12 protein-coding genes are annotated in these 17,785 nt (G+C 61.2%); 6 read left to right on the top strand and 6 right to left on the bottom strand.

Going from position 1 to position 17,785, the window contains the following annotated elements; translation table 11 throughout:
• Positions 1-16: 16 nt before the first annotated feature.
• From MKK62_RS12660 to MKK62_RS12650, 3 genes are all read right to left on the bottom strand, one after another.
• Positions 17-592: a hypothetical protein gene (locus MKK62_RS12660; RefSeq protein WP_240260752.1), complete on the bottom strand. Its 576-nt coding sequence runs from the start codon at positions 590-592 to the stop codon at positions 17-19.
• Positions 585-1,193 (bottom strand): ATP-binding protein, encoded by a 609-nt coding sequence (locus MKK62_RS12655; protein WP_240260753.1) that lies wholly within the window; start codon positions 1,191-1,193, stop codon positions 585-587. The genes MKK62_RS12660 and MKK62_RS12655 overlap by 8 nt, the downstream gene beginning before the upstream one ends.
• A gap of 550 nt (positions 1,194-1,743) precedes the next feature.
• A complete protein-coding gene (locus MKK62_RS12650) occupies positions 1,744-2,115 on the bottom strand; it encodes a metallopeptidase family protein (RefSeq protein ID WP_240260754.1) in 372 nt (123 codons plus the stop codon).
• Between the two features lie 375 nt (positions 2,116-2,490).
• Here MKK62_RS12650 and MKK62_RS12645 point away from each other — a divergent pair, with 375 nt between their 5' ends.
• Positions 2,491-4,419 (top strand): glycosyltransferase family protein, encoded by a 1,929-nt coding sequence (locus MKK62_RS12645; RefSeq protein ID WP_240260755.1) that lies wholly within the window; start codon positions 2,491-2,493, stop codon positions 4,417-4,419.
• A gap of 152 nt (positions 4,420-4,571) precedes the next feature.
• Complete coding sequence (locus MKK62_RS12640; RefSeq protein WP_240260756.1) at positions 4,572-6,734, top strand: hypothetical protein; 2,163 nt, start codon at positions 4,572-4,574, stop codon at positions 6,732-6,734.
• A gap of 184 nt (positions 6,735-6,918) precedes the next feature.
• Here the strand turns inward: MKK62_RS12640 and MKK62_RS12635 are convergent, their stop codons facing one another.
• From MKK62_RS12635 to MKK62_RS12625, 3 genes are all read right to left on the bottom strand, one after another.
• Positions 6,919-7,608 carry a hypothetical protein gene (locus MKK62_RS12635; RefSeq protein WP_240260757.1) on the bottom strand — a complete coding sequence of 230 codons (690 nt, stop codon included), beginning with the start codon at positions 7,606-7,608 and terminating at the stop codon, positions 6,919-6,921.
• A 295-nt stretch (positions 7,609-7,903) separates the two neighbouring features.
• Positions 7,904-9,133: an acyltransferase family protein gene (locus MKK62_RS12630; RefSeq protein ID WP_240260758.1), complete on the bottom strand. Its 1,230-nt coding sequence runs from the start codon at positions 9,131-9,133 to the stop codon at positions 7,904-7,906.
• A 219-nt stretch (positions 9,134-9,352) separates the two neighbouring features.
• A complete protein-coding gene (locus tag MKK62_RS12625) occupies positions 9,353-10,144 on the bottom strand; it encodes an FkbM family methyltransferase (RefSeq protein WP_240260759.1) in 792 nt (263 codons plus the stop codon).
• A gap of 154 nt (positions 10,145-10,298) precedes the next feature.
• Between MKK62_RS12625 and MKK62_RS12620 the strand changes: the two genes are divergently transcribed.
• From MKK62_RS12620 to MKK62_RS12605, 4 genes are all read left to right on the top strand, one after another.
• Complete coding sequence (locus tag MKK62_RS12620; protein ID WP_240260760.1) at positions 10,299-14,219, top strand: glycosyltransferase; 3,921 nt, start codon at positions 10,299-10,301, stop codon at positions 14,217-14,219.
• Between the two features lie 89 nt (positions 14,220-14,308).
• Positions 14,309-15,826: an IS21 family transposase gene (istA, locus tag MKK62_RS12615; RefSeq protein ID WP_240258325.1), complete on the top strand. Its 1,518-nt coding sequence runs from the start codon at positions 14,309-14,311 to the stop codon at positions 15,824-15,826.
• 47 nt (positions 15,827-15,873) lie between these two features.
• Positions 15,874-16,599, top strand: a complete 726-nt coding sequence (locus tag MKK62_RS12610; RefSeq protein ID WP_240263800.1) for an ATP-binding protein — start codon at positions 15,874-15,876, stop codon at positions 16,597-16,599.
• A gap of 336 nt (positions 16,600-16,935) precedes the next feature.
• A complete protein-coding gene (locus tag MKK62_RS12605) occupies positions 16,936-17,781 on the top strand; it encodes a hypothetical protein (protein WP_240260761.1) in 846 nt (281 codons plus the stop codon).
• Positions 17,782-17,785 lie beyond the last annotated feature (4 nt).

Raw genomic sequence — 17,785 nt, 5'->3', positions numbered from 1 at the left:
CGCCGACTTTATTTGCTTATGGGCCGAATTTCCAGAGATATAGAAAGGTTGAGGGTAGTTGGGTCTTCTCCACCAGCGTGGGCGGCGTGCCGTCGTTCCACTCCGTGAACTGATCGAGGGTAATACCAGTTCCCTTGTACTGGTTGGGGACAACGATCAGCACATTCTCTGCGATCCGTTTGGCCTCAAGGAAACACTCTTTTTGTTTAGGGGCAAGATGCTGAAAAACCCGTAGGGCCACAAATAATTTGAATGCCTTCGTAGCGATCGGCCACGGTACAACCCGAGCATCGTGAACATATGTAGGCTTCTTGTGCTTGAAATCCCACGCCTTGTCGTAATCAATCGTCATGCAATCCGGGACGATCGACACGCCCATCGTTCCCATCTCAAGAACTTCACTCGGGTTGGTAATGTCAAGTGTCTTCGCGACCTCAACCGCCTGCGAATAGTACTTCCAGCGATCCTGGTAATCGTGCCAATGCGGCCCAGGATTATCCAAAGCGTTCCGCTCGAACGCCGCAAAGTCGAGAAACTGCATTTCGCGCATCCCCTCCGAGCCGGACCCTAGAATCGATTTAAAGTTATCCATTTATAATTCCCCGCACAATGGTCTCGAAGCTGGTAACGGTTTCGTCGAGAGACAAATGCGTCGTGTCGATGGTGTGGGTCGCCGATGCGTAGACCTTCCGCCTGACCTCCGAGTATTCGATGGTCTTATGCCTCTCAAGGCTCATCGTGGCGCCCTGCAGCACCCCAAGTTCATCGGACGGTCGGTACTTACAGAAACGCTCAAACGCAACTTCCTCCGACGCGACAATCCCAATCACAGGATATAAAAACGACAAGCTGGCCAACATGATGCGATTTTGGAACGCCGCGCCAACGTCCACCAAATAGATCTCGCCATCCGATGCAGCACCAAGACGCCGAAACAAGCTGGTAATCCCGATCATGAACAGACCGTCGGTTTTAACCTTCATCATCAGAGCGAACGCATCCATATCCTCTATGAGGCCACTCGCTCGCCCCTCTTCTGCAGCGATGTCGTCCAGCGAGATGGGCTTAAAACGGGCATCGGCGTTCTCCATGAATTTGTGCAACACAGCAGATTTACCGATACCGGACGGACCAACGATAAAGATCACCAAGGGCGCAGACGGCCGATCATCGTCGGCTACAACGTTCGTCATCCTCCGAGCACCGACGAAGACGACACCAGCACCGCCAACACATCAACCGACGAATCCATCAAGCACTCCTTACCCGGAAATTGCCGGCCCAAATCTTGCGCGAACAGTTGCGATTTCACTTTCGCCGGAGGAAGGCAACCCGGGGCCGTATCCGACGGTACGACATTGTCGTTTGGGCTGCCAGAAGCACGAGCCGAGCGTGTCGACCATCCTTACACCCAACACCCAGGCCACAACTCCACGACGGAACCGGTGGGGGCGCGATCGACGTGTTGCTTAGCGGCGTAGGTGAAGGCATTGACGAGCATCGCGGCGCGAGACACGTTTGACGACGCCCGGGCCACCCTGCGGCGGCATAGGACTCGGTAGCGATGCCAGGAGGACTCTCGCGGGCCGATGAATCGACAAAGCGTCACCTGCAACGGGCGCCTAGCGTCGGCGGGCTGTATGTCAAGCCAGAGCGACATCAACCTGACCCGCCGCGGAAAGCCCAGATGCAGATACCGCGCCGATAGAGTGCCGTCCTCCATCCAGCTCGCTCAACCGCGCGCTACTTGACACCGAAGTAATGCGCGAGCTCGTGGAGCACAACCTGTCTCACCTCGCGGCGTAAGCGACCGGCGTCGCCAGCGCTGAGCCGCGTGATCGGCCCGCGGAATATGCTGACCTTTGCGGGAAACATCCCATCCGGCCTCCACCCTCTTGCTGCCAGCGGCGCCCCGCTGTATTGGCCAAGCAGCTGTCGCCCGTCGGGAGGCTCTTCCTCGACAACGATCGCAACATTGCTGATCGCCTTGCGGAGATCGGCGGGCAAGGAACTGAGCGCCTCATCAATCGCGTCTTCGAACGGGTCGTCGAGACCCTCGTCCCAGCGCTCATCCATTTCCGCAACGATGCCACAGACGGAGCCGGTCAGGGCCACAATGGCCGCTGTACCGTAGACGTACGCAGTAGCGCTCATTCTCATTGATGCACAAACGAAGCGTTCACGTCGATCGCCATGACACCCGTGAACAGCAAAGAAGACGTTAAGTCAGGAATACCTCGGCCGTTGCGATACTCTGCATTCATGCGCTTCGCCGTCGCGATCGCGTCACCTCCGAAATTCCAACACAGCAAGGCATTTGACGAAGTTGCGGAGGGATTGCACTATGCTCTTCGCGCCCTCGGTTATGACTCGGTGCTGACAGACCGCCTCGACCTTGACGACAGGTGCACGATCGTACTTGGCGGCAACCTTCTGGTACGGAACAGCCTGAAACCGCCAAAAAACCCTATTTTTTATAACCTCGAGCAATTGGGCGACGACTTACCGTCAACGACTTTGCCTGGATTCTTCGGCCTTTTCCGGCGTTACCCGACTTGGGATTACAGTCTGGCCAACATCGAGTACCTGGCAAGGTTGGGACTGCCTCGACCGACCTATGTTCCGATCGGTTACGTTCCCGAGCTGACCCGGATTGCCCCAGCCGTTGAGGATATCGACGTGCTTTTCTACGGTGCGACGTACGAGCGCCGGTACGCCATTCTTCGGGACCTGCACGACCGAGGTCTTCGGGTCAAATGGCTCTCGGGCACGTACGGCGCGAGCCGGGATGCCTGGATCGCGCGCTCGAAGATCGTGATCAACATCCACTACTGGGACGCGAAGATCTTCGAAATAACGCGCGTGTCTTACCTTCTCGCGAACAAGCGTGCGGTGGTCTCGGAACGTGGTGGAGATCCGGCGCTAGAGCGCGACGTGGAGTCCGGCGTCGCGTTCGCCGACTACGACGGGTTGGTCGATCGCTGTGTGGAGCTTCTTCGTGACGACGGGGCGCGACGCGAGCTCGCCGAGCGCGGCTACCAGATTTTCACGAGTCGCAGCCAAGCCGAGATTCTGCGAAGCGCGCTCTCAGACCTCGAGAGCGTCGGCCAAGAGATCACTGCGCATGATGATCCGATTACCGCGGTGAGCCACGACGGCCAAGAAGATAGCGTGGATCGTCAGAACCGCGAGCGGGAACTGTTCAGACACAAGATTCAGCCTGATCGCGACCTCTGGTTGGCTGAGGTCGAGCGCGATCCCGACAGTGCGCGATCGGTCCTATTTCTGGCCGAGACCTGTTTCCAATTGGAGGAATTCGTCGACGCGCGCAGGTGGTATGCGCGTCGGGCCGAGATGGGCGGCTGCGAGGAAGAGGTCTATTGGGCGATGTACCGGCTCGCAGCCTCAATGGCAGAACTCGATGAACCCTGGCCAGAGGTTCACGACGCCTACATCAAAGCCTGGGAATTTCGACCAACCCGCGCAGAAGCGCTGCACGCCATCGCCTTTCGGTGCCGCAACGAACAGCGCTACCAGCTCGGCTACCTATACGCCCGGCGCGCCACCGAAACACCCTTCCCCGAAAACGACCTCTTCGTCCTGGGATACTCCGCCGAGATCTACACCTGGCGCGCCGCCGACGAGCAGGCAACCTGCGCATTCTGGATCGGCCGCCGCGCAGAAGCCTTCACACTGTGCCGGCGCCTACTGGCCCGCCCTGACATCCCCGAGGATGAGCGCCAACGGATCGCAACCAACCGCGACTACTCAGTACCGGCCATGCTTGAGGCGACCCAACAGTATCCCGCTGCAACAGTGGCCCGCCTCGCCAACGCCACCCGCCACGCTGAGGTCACCGTCAGCCTCATCACCGGAACCGACCCTCACACCACCGGGCACACCATCAACACATTCCTGAACTGCTGCCTCGACGCCCCACGAATCGGACGATTCCTCGCCCTCGACACCGGCCTCACCACCGCCGACCGCGCCACCCTGCAGCAACGCTACAAATTCCTCGAGTTCATCGACGCCGACCCCGGTGTCGAGGGCACCGACCCCTCCGCCCACCTCACGCAGCTGCGCGCTCACATCCACGGACGGCTCTGGCTGCACCTAGGCCACGGCTGGCGATTCTTCGCCCCCGACCACTACATCACCCGCCTGACCGCAGTGCTCGACGCCGAACCCCAAGTCGTACAGGTCGGCATCAACCTCAACGACGCAGCCAAACTGACCGGCACCAGCGCCGCCGAAAAAACGATCCGCCGAGCACCCAACACCGGCCGCTACCTACTCACCACAACAATGGCCACCGGCCCAGCAATGCACGACACCACACGCCTACACCCAACCACCGACACCACGCCACACACCGCCACCCTCGACGAAGTGCTCTGCACCTCAACACTCAACTGAAACCCAACGCGCCAAACTCGCTGACGCTCAACTGAAAACCGAGCGCTCCGTGTCGACACGGGACAAATAATCTGTTCAACCAATGACTCGCTGCAATCCAGTGAGTGGTTAATCCGCGTCACTCAACGTTGCTCGTCCTTTACGCTGCACCCGTGCCGTTCGCCGTTGCAGTTGTGTCGCCTCCGGGTAATCCGACCGTTGGCGGAGCTTTCCGGGAGGTCGCGGAAGGATTGCATTACGCTCTTCGGGCGCTCGGTTATGACTCGGTGCTGACGGACCGCCTCGACCTTGACGACCGGCGCACCATAGTTCTCGGCGCAAATCACCTCGTCCACTATGGCCTTCAGGCCCCGACTAACCCCGTTTTCTATAACCTCGAGCAATTAGGTGACGACTCGCCGTGGATGGCGATGCCTGACTTCGTCGACCTCTTTCGGCGTTACCCGACTTGGGATTACAGTCTGGCCAACATCGAGTACCTGGCGAGGTTGGGACTGCCTCGGCCGACCTATGTTCCGATCGGTTACGTTCCCGAGCTGACCCGGATTGCCCCAGCCGTTGAGGATATCGACGTGCTTTTCTACGGCGTACTCAGCGAACGTCGCTACGCCGTTCTCCGGAAACTTCGCGACCGAGGTCTTCGGGTCAAATGGCTGTCAGGTGTTCTCGGCGCGAGCCGGGATGCCTGGATCGCGCGCTCGAAGATCGTGATCAACATCCACTACTGGGACGCGAAAATTTTCGAAATCGCGCGTGTCTCCTACCTTCTCGCGAACAAGCGTGCGGTGGTCTCGGAACGTGGCGCAGATTCAGCATCAGAACATGAACTTAAGTCCGGCGTCGCGTTCGCCGACTACGACGGGTTGGTCGATCGCTGTGCGGAGCTTCTTCGCGACGACGGGGCGCGACACGAGCTCGCCGAGCGCGGCTACCAGATCTTCACAAGTCGCAGCCAAGCCGACATTTTAAGACATGCACTGCCGGCAAGCCTGGACAACGTAAACCGTGAAGCTGCTGCGCCCCAGGGCGGTCGTATCGATGTGCATCCGATGGATCCAGACAGCAATAAAGATCATCAACTGCGCAATCGCAACTTGCTCAGGCATAAGTCCGAGCAGGAGCGCGATCAGTTGCTGGCTGAGGTCGAGCGCGATCCCGACAGTGCGCGACCGGTCCTATTTCTGGCCGAGACCTGTTTCCAATTGGAGGAATTCGTCGACGCGCGCAGGTGGTATGCGCGTCGGGCCGAGATGGGCGGCTGCGAGGAAGAGGTCTATTGGGCGATGTACCGGCTCGCAGCCTCAATGGCAGAACTCGATGAACCCTGGCCAGAGGTTCACGACGCCTACATCAAAGCCTGGGAATTTCGACCAACCCGCGCAGAAGCGCTGCACGCCATCGCCTTTCGGTGCCGCAACGAACAGCGCTACCAGCTCGGCTACCTATACGCCCGGCGCGCCACCGAAACACCCTTCCCCGAAAACGACCTCTTCGTCCTGGGATACTCCGCCGAGATCTACACCTGGCGCGCCGCCGACGAGCAGGCAACCTGCGCATTCTGGATCGGCCGCCGCGCAGAAGCCTTCACACTGTGCCGGCGCCTACTGGCCCGCCCTGACATCCCCGAGGATGAGCGCCAACGGATCGCAACCAACCGCGACTACTCAGTACCGGCCATGCTTGAGGCGACCCAACAGTATCCCGCTGCAACAGTGGCCCGCCTCGCCAACGCCACCCGCCACGCTGAGGTCACCGTCAGCCTCATCACCGGAACCGACCCTCACACCACCGGGCACACCATCAACACATTCCTGAACTGCTGCCTCGACGCCCCACGAATCGGACGATTCCTCGCCCTCGACACCGGCCTCACCACCGCCGACCGCGCCACCCTGCAGCAACGCTACAAATTCCTCGAGTTCATCGACGCCGACCCCGGTGTCGAGGGCACCGACCCCTCCGCCCACCTCACGCAGCTGCGCGCTCACATCCACGGACGGCTCTGGCTGCACCTAGGCCACGGCTGGCGATTCTTCGCCCCCGACCACTACATCACCCGCCTGACCGCAGTGCTCGACGCCGAACCCCAAGTCGTACAGGTCGGCATCAACCTCAACGACGCAGCCAAACTGACCGGCACCAGCGCCGCCGAAAAAACGATCCGCCGAGCACCCAACACCGGCCGCTACCTACTCACCACAACAATGGCCACCGGCCCAGCAATGCACGACACCACACGCCTACACCCAACCACCGACACCACGCCACACACCGCCACCCTCGACGAAGTGCTCTGCACCTCAACACTCAACTGAAACCCAACGCGCCGCGCCGTTGAACGTTGCATCGACAGATCGCGAAGTTGCTGATTCACGCCGTACCCGGTCGGGAGCTTCTCGCGCCGTTAGCAATTCAGCGGCAGAGCTACTGATTGGGTTGGCCGGTAGGAAGCCAACCTCTAAAGGGTTTAGTCGTCAGCTCAGCGAGCAGCCAACGCAGCTACTTCTTCTTTGGCGCAGGCTGCGGGCATCGGCCATCGTGAGCGGGCCTCAAAGTGACAACTGTCGCCTGCAGCGCGCCGTTACCTTCCTTAGTCCCCACTGCAGCGATGCATTTGCCCTGCGAGATGTTCGATGAGTTTACAGAGACGGCCTTGTTGTACTGCGTACTGTCGACGACCGACACAGCGGTCTCAGCAGGCTTACCGTTAGCGTCAGTTGCGGACACGGTGATGGTGTTACCCGCGACGGAAGCAACCGTGCCAACCACGCTTTTAGGCCCGGTCTTCGGTTGGGAGCATTTTTTGTCGCCCCCCTCTTGCGACAGAGATACGGCGTGGGCCGTAAGCCCGCCACCGGGAGCCGGAGCTGGTTCGCCGAGCGCGGTCACGCAATTCCCGGCAGCAACATCGCTCAACTGCGCCTTAGTCCACTCGGTGATCTTGCTGGCCTTGCTAACGTCGACAGTGGCCGTGCCAGCCTGCCCAGTGACCTGAACCGTGTCACCCGACACAGATGCGATCAAGCCGTTGACTGAGTCTTTCCCTTTGGCGGCAGCCGGCGAAGAAGACGGAGCTGGCGACTTCTCATGGTCCGACGAACTGCACGCACCCAATGACAGTACGGTTACGCCCGCGACGGCTAGGGTCGCAAGGCCGCTCAGCCGATCGGGGTTGAAAGTCAGTTGCATTGAATTCCTTTCAATCGTCGGCCGCTTCGGCCAATTCAGCTAAACGATGGTTCTAACATGCCGGTAAGGAGTACCTGCCGATTGTCGGTACTTAGAATACTGCGTTTTACGGCCGCTCGTGCCGAACTTGCATGACTGCTAAAAGCTATATTTTGGTGCTTATACTCAACCGAGGGGGTCAGACGATGACCGATAGCTACAACTGGGTAGAAAAATCGTACTTTTGGACGTAGATGGCATGACGAGATATACCTGCGTTATCCACAAGACCGGTGTGCTGACCGACATAGTTAATCTAATCAATGCGTGACAGCCTGATCGATTTTGATTGCGTTGATGACGGCACGTGCGAGAAACGCCGCTTGAGCCTTAGGATTCGTTTTTCGAATAGCTCGTATGATGCTGCTGCCACGCCCAGCGTCGAAAGCACATAGATACCCACTTCAGCCCATCCTTTCTTGCCGAGGACGTGCACGGCGACACCTAGGACCAGTGGGTGAAGCAGATACATGCCGTAGGACACGCGTCCGATGTAGACCATCGGCCACCACCGCAGCGGAGACCACCTCGTTCCACCCGCCGCAACATAGTCGATGATCGCCGCAACAGCGACTGAAAGCAGCAGCGGTTCGCAGTATTTGGCGTAGGGCAATGTCATAGCCCATTTGGTGCCCGTTATCGGAGCTGTCCAGCGGAGGACGAGTGCGGCGACGGTGACCCAGGCGAGCGTCGCGCCGAAACCACCGCCGCCGCGGGCCGCTCCGCCGTAGCGAAGGCGGTCCCAGCGGCTCCACGCCAACAGCGACCCCACCGCCAGGCCAAAGATATTCGTGTGTGTCATCCACTCGACGCCGCCACCGGTCTCGCGGAGGTGGCCCTCAATTGTCAACGCGCGCAGCACGAACGAGAGCACGATCGCACCGAGAAGGAAGGCCGGCACAGCCCAGCGCCACCGCATCCGGCTGCTTGTCAAGGCGATAAGGATCAGCGGCCAGACGAGGTAGTACTGCTCCTCGATGGCGAGCGACCAGTACACCGCCAGGCCAAGAGATACGTGATGAAGGTCGGAGACGTAGTTCTGCGCGAAGATCAGGTAAGACCACCACACTTGGCCGAACTCGGCGTACTGGGGTGAGTAGGTCGACACCCAAACGTTGCTCCATGGTCGGGAGTCGATATGCAGCAGCACGATCAGATGAAGCGCAAGCGCAGCGTAGTAAAGCGGCCAGATCCTCAGCGCGCGCCGCACGTAAAAGTCCCGCAGGCTGATCCGTCCGCTACTTGAGCGCTCACGAAGCAGCAGCGACGTGATCAGGTAACCCGACAGCACAAAAAAGATGCCAACACCGATGCCGCCAACGAACGTCCACTGGTGTGGCGCAAGTAATCGCACGGTGCCGTGCGCGACGACGACCAACAACACCGCGATCGCGCGCACACCGTCAAGTGAGGGGTTGTGGGCGAAAACCGCGGGCGGCGAGGATGTTTCCGGTACCGTCGGCGCGACTTCGGTCGTCTCAGTCACGGGCGCTGATGTTACGGGATGAGAGCGACCGCGGAGTGCGAAAGCACAGTAAAGCCCCACGCTGCCGATTCGCGCCTGTCAGCCTTCCCCGCAAGACTTTTGACATCATGACCGCGGACTGTCTCCCAGCGGGTGCTGCAACAGCCATCGAATAACCCACCTGTCCGCATCTCCGCGCATGGAGCGGAGTCGGGGCTCGAGTCCCGCAGCCGAAAAGCTTTAAACGCCGCGGAAGGCGACGAATTCGTAGTTGCGGTTGAACTGTTCCCAGCGGTACTCGTAGCGGGAAATGGGGTGCAGCTTGCCGGCGTCGTCGATGAAGTAGATCTTGTAGAGCCGGTGGGTGAGGAACAGCCAGAAGTCCTTGAAGAAGTGACGCGACTCGACCTGGTTCACGCCGAACTCAAAGAGGATGAGCTTGATTCTGCCCTCGTGGATCGACTGTGCCGCCCCGCGCAGCACGTCCATCTCAAAGCCCTCGGTATCAAGCTTCATGATATCCACCGAGTCGATCTGGCTGCGGGAGATGAAGTCATCGACGGTATCGACTGGAACCTCGATCGTGGTGTCGAGGCGAATGTCCTTGCCCCACTCCCCCCAACCGGGCTCCTCATGTTCAATCAGCGAACCAAGCGGACTGCCATCCTCGTTGGTGTACAGCGTGGCCATCCCCGGGGTACGGCCCATCGCACTGGGGTACACCGTGATCCGTTCGGACTCCTCGATGCCAAGCCCGGCAAGACTGTCCTCACGGTTACACAGCTCGCGGTAATTCTCAGGACTCGGATCAAACATATGGACGCGTCCCACGCGGTCGCCGAACACGTTGAGCAGCGCTCGCGTCCACTGACCCTTATTGGCCCCAATGTCAAGCACCATCAGATCGCGCTGATTGGGATAGAAGTTCAGCAGCGGCTGCACCTCAAGCCGCATCAATTTCGGAACTACCTGCCCACGAAAGCTCTCACGAACCTTCTCCCGCTCGACCTCACCGCGGTACGTGCCCTTCATACGCCCATTCCCACAGGAGGGAATGCTATCCCATGCTCGCCAAAAGATCCGAAATTCCGGCCTCATAGACGGAACGTGCATAGGATCCAATTGCCCGGCGTATTAGTTGTCTTAACCGGCGCCACCCTCTTCCTTAATTAAGGAGTCTCTCGGAATGGATGATGCGCCACGCCGCGAACTGTTCGACGAGGAGCTGTACCTTCGCACCTTTCCTGACGTCGCGCAGGCCGTTCGTGATGGTCTTTTCTCGTCAGGACACCACCACTGGACACTGCACGGCCGGTTCGAGATCGCTGCCGGGCAGCGCGAGTCCGGGCCATTCGTCCTCGCCCCCATCGAAAAGGGCGCGCAAAACTCTGCAGCCGGCAACGACCTGGTAGCCGACCTCGCCGCGAAGGAAAGGCCGCTTGCTGTCGCCAAGCCAGACTCGACGCAGAAAAACGGTGACAGCCCTGAATCCGTCAAGCGGACGAACGAGCGGGGCCGGCCGGGTATTGCCGAGGCGAGCGACGCCGGGGAGCACGACGCTCAGGCCCAATTTCACCCAGCCCTTCGTTACGCATTCCGGGCCGAGGAGCTAGTGAAAGCTGGGGACATCGAGGGAGCGGCTGCGGCGATTGCCGAAGCCGTCGGAGCCGCGAGACCGTCCGACACTGGGATACTGCTATTCGCCGGCGACATCTTCAGCCGTGTCCACTTCCCACCCGGACCGCTCGTCATCAAGGCGGCGCAGGCGCCTCTCAGGGATGCGGAGTACGACCGGCTCATCAGCATCTGGACCGAACACTGCCGCGCCGGATTATCCGAGGCGGACGTCGAAAGCCTGTTCTTGGCGGCGAAGACTCACCTGAGCGGAGGCACGCCGTCCGGCCCGTTGGCGACGAACAACGCCAAACTCTGGCCGTTCATATTGGCGGCGATGACTGGCAGCATCAGGCTGCCAATAGCGGCGCAGATGCGCATCTTCGACCATCTGCAGGAGACCATCTCAGTCGAGTCGGGCGACACAATCCGTTCTCGCGTTTGGCCAGTCCTATTACCAGCCCTCCACGACTATGTCGGGGTCGTCTCCGTGCGGGCGATGCAAGGTGGCCTCGAGGATCTCGCTGCGCTGGTCACTGAGTTCACGGCACTTCTCTTCCGTGAATTTCACGAACAGGCCGTCGCGGAACGGCTGTTAGAGGTGGCCAGCTCGCTCGATCCCGCGCTGCGCGCAGACCCCTTTTATCGATCGACCTATGTGCAGGTTCTGGAGGGCAGGTCGGCCAACTACGAAATCGCGGCCTATCTCGGCTCGATTGACGAGCCAGAACTCACCGCTCCCAACCTTTTTCTAGCTGCTTACCGCGCGTCAACTGCGCTTACCGTTTCTAACCCAGCCGACTTCCTTCCGACTCTGGACTGGCTCTGCAGGCTCTCGGGAGAGGTCTACGAGAAGGATCCCAACGTCGTCCAGCAGGCCGCTCAGCTGATCCAAGGCGAGTTGCGACGATTCACTGACGCAATGATTGGCCGCACCCAGCAACGCGCCAATCGGGGCGATCTCTCCGGTGGGCGCCGGCAGCGCTTCGAGATTCTCGAACACGGCCTTGCCGTGCTGCGCAGCCTAGAGGCAACGCAGCATCTTGCGGCCACGCCCGCGGCGGTGAGCGATGAACAAATCAGGCCCGCCCGCATCCTGGTGATCGGCTCGCGGAACCTGGCGCAATGCTGGCTCTACCGCGTCCAGCAGAAGGTCGAATTCCTACGCATGGCTGGATACGATGCAGTCCCAATCGATTTCGGCAGCGTCAGTCTCACCGAAATTTATGAACAACTATGCTTCGCCAGCCACGCCATCATCTTCAGGCTTCCAGCCTTCACCGACGTTCTGATGTTGACCATCTATGCCAAGAGGCTGGGCGTAAAGCTGTTCTACGACATCGACGACCTGATCTTCGACGACCGTCACTTCCCTGGACCTCTTGAGAGCTACTCCGGGCTGATCACGCGCGACACGCATACGCACCTGGCAATGGATAACCCGTTCTTTCAAGTCGCCATGTCCGCCGCAGGAGATGTGATTGTCTCAACACAACCGCTGGCCGATCTTGCGCGCGAGCTCCTAGGACCATCTGCACGCGTGCAAGTACATCGCAATATGGTCGGACTTGAGCTTGCCGCCACCGCGAAGCTGCCGAGGCTGCGCAAAGACGACGAAAAGGTCCGGATCTTTTTCGGCAGCGGGACCTTAGCCCATAAGGCTGAATTCTACGAGTCCGTAATCCCAGCTATCGCTCGCATTATGGACAAACGACCTGAGGTAGAGCTGCACCTGGTCGGTGCGTTCGTCGCGCCTGCCGAGCTCGCCCGCTTCGCGAGCCGGGTCAGGATCGAACCAGCGGGCAAAACATACGGCGACTACGTCGACCTGGTTCGCGAGGCAGATATCAACATTGCCGTGATGGAGGACAGCATCGCGGTGGACTGTAAAAGCGAGCTGAAATGGTTCGAGGCAGGGATTTTCGGTATCCCATCGGTGGTGTCGCCGTCCCGCAACTACGCGGATGTGCTGGCGAACGGGAAGGACGTGATCTTCGCACGGACGACCAAAGAATGGCACGACGAGTTGCTGCGCCTCGTGGACAAGCCAGCGCTCCGCAAGCGGATTGGGGCCGAAGCCAAACGCAAGATTGAGCAGGACTACACATGGCGCTCCGGTGTGGACAGTCTCTCATCGGTCCTTGGGCTCGGCGCGCCACGGGCCGCCGCTCAGCATCGGCGCACCCGGCTACTCTTCGTGAACGTCTTCTTTTGGCCGCAATCGATCGGCGGGGCGACGCGCATCCTTGAGGATTCGGTCCGTTACATCAGCGAGCACTACCCAGACGAGTTTGAGCTCTATGTGTTGTGCGCCGACGAGAGTCCCGATCCGCGACGCCCTTACCACATCGAGCAGTACTGGTATGGGGCTGCCATGGTCACGCGCATTAGCGTCCCGCGGCGTCCATGGTCTGATCATGAGGATGCTCGAGTCGAAAGCTTTGTGCGGCGGTTCGTACGCGAGTACCAAATCGACCTAGCACATGTTCACTGCGTACAGCTCCTGACCGCCGCAGCGCTTCGGGCCCTCTGCGACAGCGGCGTGCCAACGGTAGTGACCGTGCACGACGCCTGGTGGCTCTCGGTATCGCAGTTCCTCTTCAGTCCGCGGGGGGAGGTGATTGCGCCCGGCTGGGCCGAATGGGCCGCATCCGAATTAGTAGGCGCCGATTCCGAAGAACGAGCGAAATTGTTGGCGCGACGCCTAGACCTTATGGCGCTGCTGGGGCGGGCAAGCCGCGTACTGGCTGTCTCGGAGAGCTTTGCAGAGGTTTATCGAGCGGCGGGGCTGGCGACAGTTGGGGTCAACGAGAACGGCGTGACCGAGCTGCCAGCTTTACCTGAGCGCCGACACCGACACGACGGCGCGCCGATTGTCATCGGCTTCGTTGGCGGCATGAGCGCGCATAAGGGCTACGACCTTCTGCGCGAGGTCGTACGCGAGACTTCGCTCCCACACCTTGAGTTTCTCATTGTGGACCACGCAATGGACTTCGAATCATCTCGGCGGTCCCGCTGGGGCGAGTCGCTTGTCCGCTTCGTTGGCCGCTATCCGCAAACACGAGTGCACGAGCTCTACGCCGAGATGGATATCCTTGCTGCCCCGTCGCTTTGGCCGGAAAGCTTCGGTCTCGTTACACGCGAGGCCCTACTGGCAGGCGTGCCCGTAATCGCATCCGATCGCGGCGACGTGGGCAGGCACGTCAGACCCGGTATCGATGGCTGGATCGTAGATGTGACGACGCCGCAGGCGCTACACGACCTGCTGGCGCGGCTGGACCGCGGAGAAGAGACGGTACCCGTCGTCTCACTCGAGCTCAGTTTCCGCCGCCCTTCCGATCAGGTCGAGGAATTAGTGACGCTATATGTCGGCGGACATGAAAAACTGCCCACTGGCGGACATGAAAGTGCCCGTTCGCGGCCAATAAGAACTGCCCACCGGCGGATACGAAAGTGCCCGCAGGCGGCCATGAATCTGCCCAGACCTACTTGATGTCGTTCGGCGCGTCTGCGCTGGGGCGGCCTCTCCTGCGGTTTCGATGTCGATGCCTAGTCGACCCGACAACCCCAGGAGAGACCTACTTGAAGTCTGACGGAGAACTCATGGAAATACTCAATGCCTACGACCTGACCGGGTCCTACCGCGCCGCGGCCGAGCTGTGTGGGTGCTCGCACCACACCGTGAAGAAAGCGGTCGAGGATCGCAACGCTGGGCTGCCCCCGGCCACGCGGCGGGCCCGGATGATCGATGATTGGCGCGACCTGCTGGAAACCTGGGTCGCTGATTCGAAGGGCAAGATCCGCGGCGACAAAGCCCACGACAAGCTGGTGGCGTTGGGCTACACCGGCACCGACCGCACCACCCGCCGTTCGTTGGCGGAGATCAAAGCGCAATGGCGCCTTGGCAATACACGCGTGCACCGGCCCTGGATCACCGAGCCAGGACTGTGGCTACAGTACGACTTCGCCGACGGCCCCCTTGTCGCCGGCCGCAAGATCGTGCTGCTCGTGGCGTGGCTGGCGTGGAGCCGCTACCGCGTCGTGGTGGCTTTGCGGGACCGCACCGCACCCAGTGTCTTCGCCGGCCTGGACCGCATCTTTCGCATCGTCGGTGGTGCTCCGACCTACCTGCTCACCGACAACGAGAAGACCGTCACCACTGGACACATCGCCGGAGTTCCGGTCCGCAACCGGGCCGCGGTCACCTTCGGCCGCTACTACGGCCTTTCGGTGCTGACGTGTGAACCCGCCGACCCAGCCACCAAGGGTGGGGTGGAGAACGCGGTGAAGCTCGCCAAAGCCGACATCGTGCCTACTGAGACCAACCTCCTGCCGCAGTACGACTCGTTCGCCGACGTCGAAGCCGCATGCGCCGGTTTCACCACCGAGATCAACGCCCGCGTGCACCGGATCACGGGACGCCGGCCGGCCGAGATGCTCATTCAGGAACGCCCGGCCCTGCACGCGGTTCCTGACCTGCCCCACACCGCCGCGTTGGGGGTGACCCGCCGGGTTCCCGACAACACCCCGATGGTCACCTTCGACCACTGCCAATACTCGCTGCCCGCAACTCTTCTGGGCCAGACAGTGTGGATCCGTGACCACGACGGCACCGATGAGGTGGTGATCTGCGCTCTTGATGGCGGCGGCCCGGTGGAGGTGGCGCGGCATCGCCGCGCCGCCCCCGGTAGTCCCGCCATCAACGATGACCACTTCCCTGAGCATCGGGACAAGGTGCCCGGTGATTACCGGGTGCGGGCCCGCACTGTCAGTGAGCAGACCTTCCTGGCGCTGGGGCCGGGTGCGGCGGTGTGGCTCAAAGAAGCCGCCGCCGTCGGCACCGAACGGATCCTGCAGAAGATGGCCCACGCGGTGGAACTGTCGGCGTTAACCGGCCGCGCCGATGTCGACTGGGCGCTCGGGCATGCTGGCGTGCACGGTCGCTTCGCCACCGGTGACCTTGATTCCATCCTCGCCAGCAAGGGCATGGACACCACTCGCCGCGGCGCCGACGAAGACACCTCCCTGGCGCAAGGAACCAGTGGGTGGAACTTATTCGGCCGCAACGTTATCGACGCTGACGAGGCAGGCATCGCGTGACTACCACCACGACCACCGCGTCGCTACCCGCCGACGTCGAAGCGCTGATGCGTGGGCTGCGGTTGCCGCACGCCCGCGCGATCGCCGCCGACGTGCTGGCCACTGCCCGAGCTCAACGCTGGGACCCCACCGAGGTGATCAAAGCGCTGCTGACCGAGGAGTCCGCCGGCCGGGCCCGGTCCATGCTGGCCGCCCGCCGCAAAGCCGCCGGCTTCCCGACCGGGAAGACATTCGACGTGTGGGACCCCAATGCGTCGTCGATCCCGTTACCGACCCAGCAGGCGCTACAGACCCTGGAGTGGGTGGGTCGTCGGGAGAACCTGGTGGTCTGCGGGCCCGCTGGCACCGGCAAGACGTTCTTCCTCGAAGCGTTGGGGCAGAAGGTCATCGAAGCCGGGATGCCGGTGGCGTGGTTCACCCTCGAGCAGATCGGGGTCCTGGTTCGGGCGCACCGCGCTGACGATTCGTTGGGCAAGGCCGTGGCCAAGATCGTGCGTGCCGAGCTCGTGGTGATTGACGACGTTGGACTGTTGCCCGTCGGTGCCGATGCCGCTGAAGGGCTCTACCGCATCGTCGAGGCCGCCTATGAACGGCGCTCGGTGGCGATCTCATCGAACCTGCACCCCAGTGGTTTCGATGAGCTGATGCCCAAGACGTTGGCGACTGCCACCGTGGACCGGCTGCTGCATCACGCGCACCTGTGCCAGACCAGCGGAGACTCCGTGCGGCTGGCCCAAGCCCTGCACGGGAAGGGAGTCAAACCCTTGAGCTGACAACGGCCTCAACCACCGGTGGCGGACACACCCTAATGGGCAGATTCGTGTCCGCCACTGGGCAGTTCTTATTGGCCACCTACGGGCAGTTCTCATGTCCGCCCACGGGCAGTTTCAGCTGTCCATTGACACGCTATATCGGAGCTTGATCGGCGCGACGGGATCGCTTAGCGAACGCGGACCTCGTTCTTTGGCAGGATCGGGCCTAGCCCGCAGTTCAGAACGAAGCAGTCGGGCGGGCCGGGCCTCGCAATGAGGATTGTTCTGCATATTGGCCCCCACAAGACCGGTACCACATCAATACAGACACATCTTGCCGCGCTCCTGAGTCAGCCAGTGGCGGGTGGCTACTGGTATCCGATCGCGGCCGGTGACTTCGGCCCGGGCCACGCCGACCTCGCGAGGGAGTCACTCTGGGAAGAGGGGCCGGCTCACGCGCTCAACCAGGTGATAGCCACCGCCCAGCAGGCACGGGTCCACGCGCTGATCCTCAGCTCGGAGGAATTCAGCCACGCTGCCCCGGCGGGCTTGGCCCGACTGAGAGATGCTTTCACGGGCCACGAGATGCACCTTGTAGTCACACTCAACGAGATTGGCCGTCGTGCCAGTTCGATCTGGCAGGAACTTGTCAAGCACGGGCGCGCCGTCGGTCTTGACGGAGGAATCGAGCAGATTCTCTCTCGCGAGCCCGCTCTACAACCGCAACTGACTCGCAAGTTCATCGATGCACTGGCGCCCCACGAGACCTCAATCGTCCTGTCCCACCACCGAGCACCGGCCGCTGAGTTGCTGACCAATCTGTGCCGGGCGATCGGCCTGTTTGAGGCGGTGCCGGGGACCGAGGCGATCACCCACGCGTCGACCCTGTTTCTCAACCAGTCACTCGGCGCCACCGAGGCACAGATACTCCGGTCGGTCAACAGCTACCTCCGAGAGGCGGTCAAGGACCTCGGCGCAATTCAGTATTACGACATCAGAAATCTATATCTGACGTTGTTCAACACTCCAACCTGGCGCAACTCAGTTCCCTTCCGCCCCATCACGATTCCCGAGGCCCATGCGGCGGAGGTCCTTCACCGAGGGAGGCGGGAGCTTGACGATTTGAGGAGGCTCGCGACTGAGGGACGCGCCAAGATCTTTGGCGATTTCGACACCGTGGAGGCCGCCTTGGCCGACGTCTGACCCA

Source organism: Mycobacterium paraterrae, assembly GCF_022430545.2.
Taxonomy (GTDB): Bacteria; Actinomycetota; Actinomycetes; order Mycobacteriales; family Mycobacteriaceae; genus Mycobacterium; species Mycobacterium paraterrae.
Note: the sequence above shows the minus strand (reverse complement) of the source record. Positions and strands in the feature narration are given on the sequence as shown.

Excerpts from the sequence above, each read along its gene's own strand:
- MKK62_RS12625 (WP_240260759.1), bottom strand. The coding sequence starts at position 10,144 with ATGAAGGGCACGTACCGCGGTGAGGTCGAGCGGGAGAAGGTTCGTGAG.
- MKK62_RS12635 (WP_240260757.1), bottom strand. The coding sequence starts at position 7,608 with ATGCAACTGACTTTCAACCCCGATCGGCTGAGCGGCCTTGCGACCCTA.
- MKK62_RS12610 (WP_240263800.1), top strand. The coding sequence starts at position 15,874 with ATGCGTGGGCTGCGGTTGCCGCACGCCCGCGCGATCGCCGCCGACGTG.
- MKK62_RS12660 (WP_240260752.1), bottom strand. The coding sequence starts at position 592 with ATGGATAACTTTAAATCGATTCTAGGGTCCGGCTCGGAGGGGATGCGC.
- MKK62_RS12620 (WP_240260760.1), top strand. The coding sequence starts at position 10,299 with ATGGATGATGCGCCACGCCGCGAACTGTTCGACGAGGAGCTGTACCTT.
- MKK62_RS12655 (WP_240260753.1), bottom strand. The coding sequence starts at position 1,193 with ATGACGAACGTTGTAGCCGACGATGATCGGCCGTCTGCGCCCTTGGTG.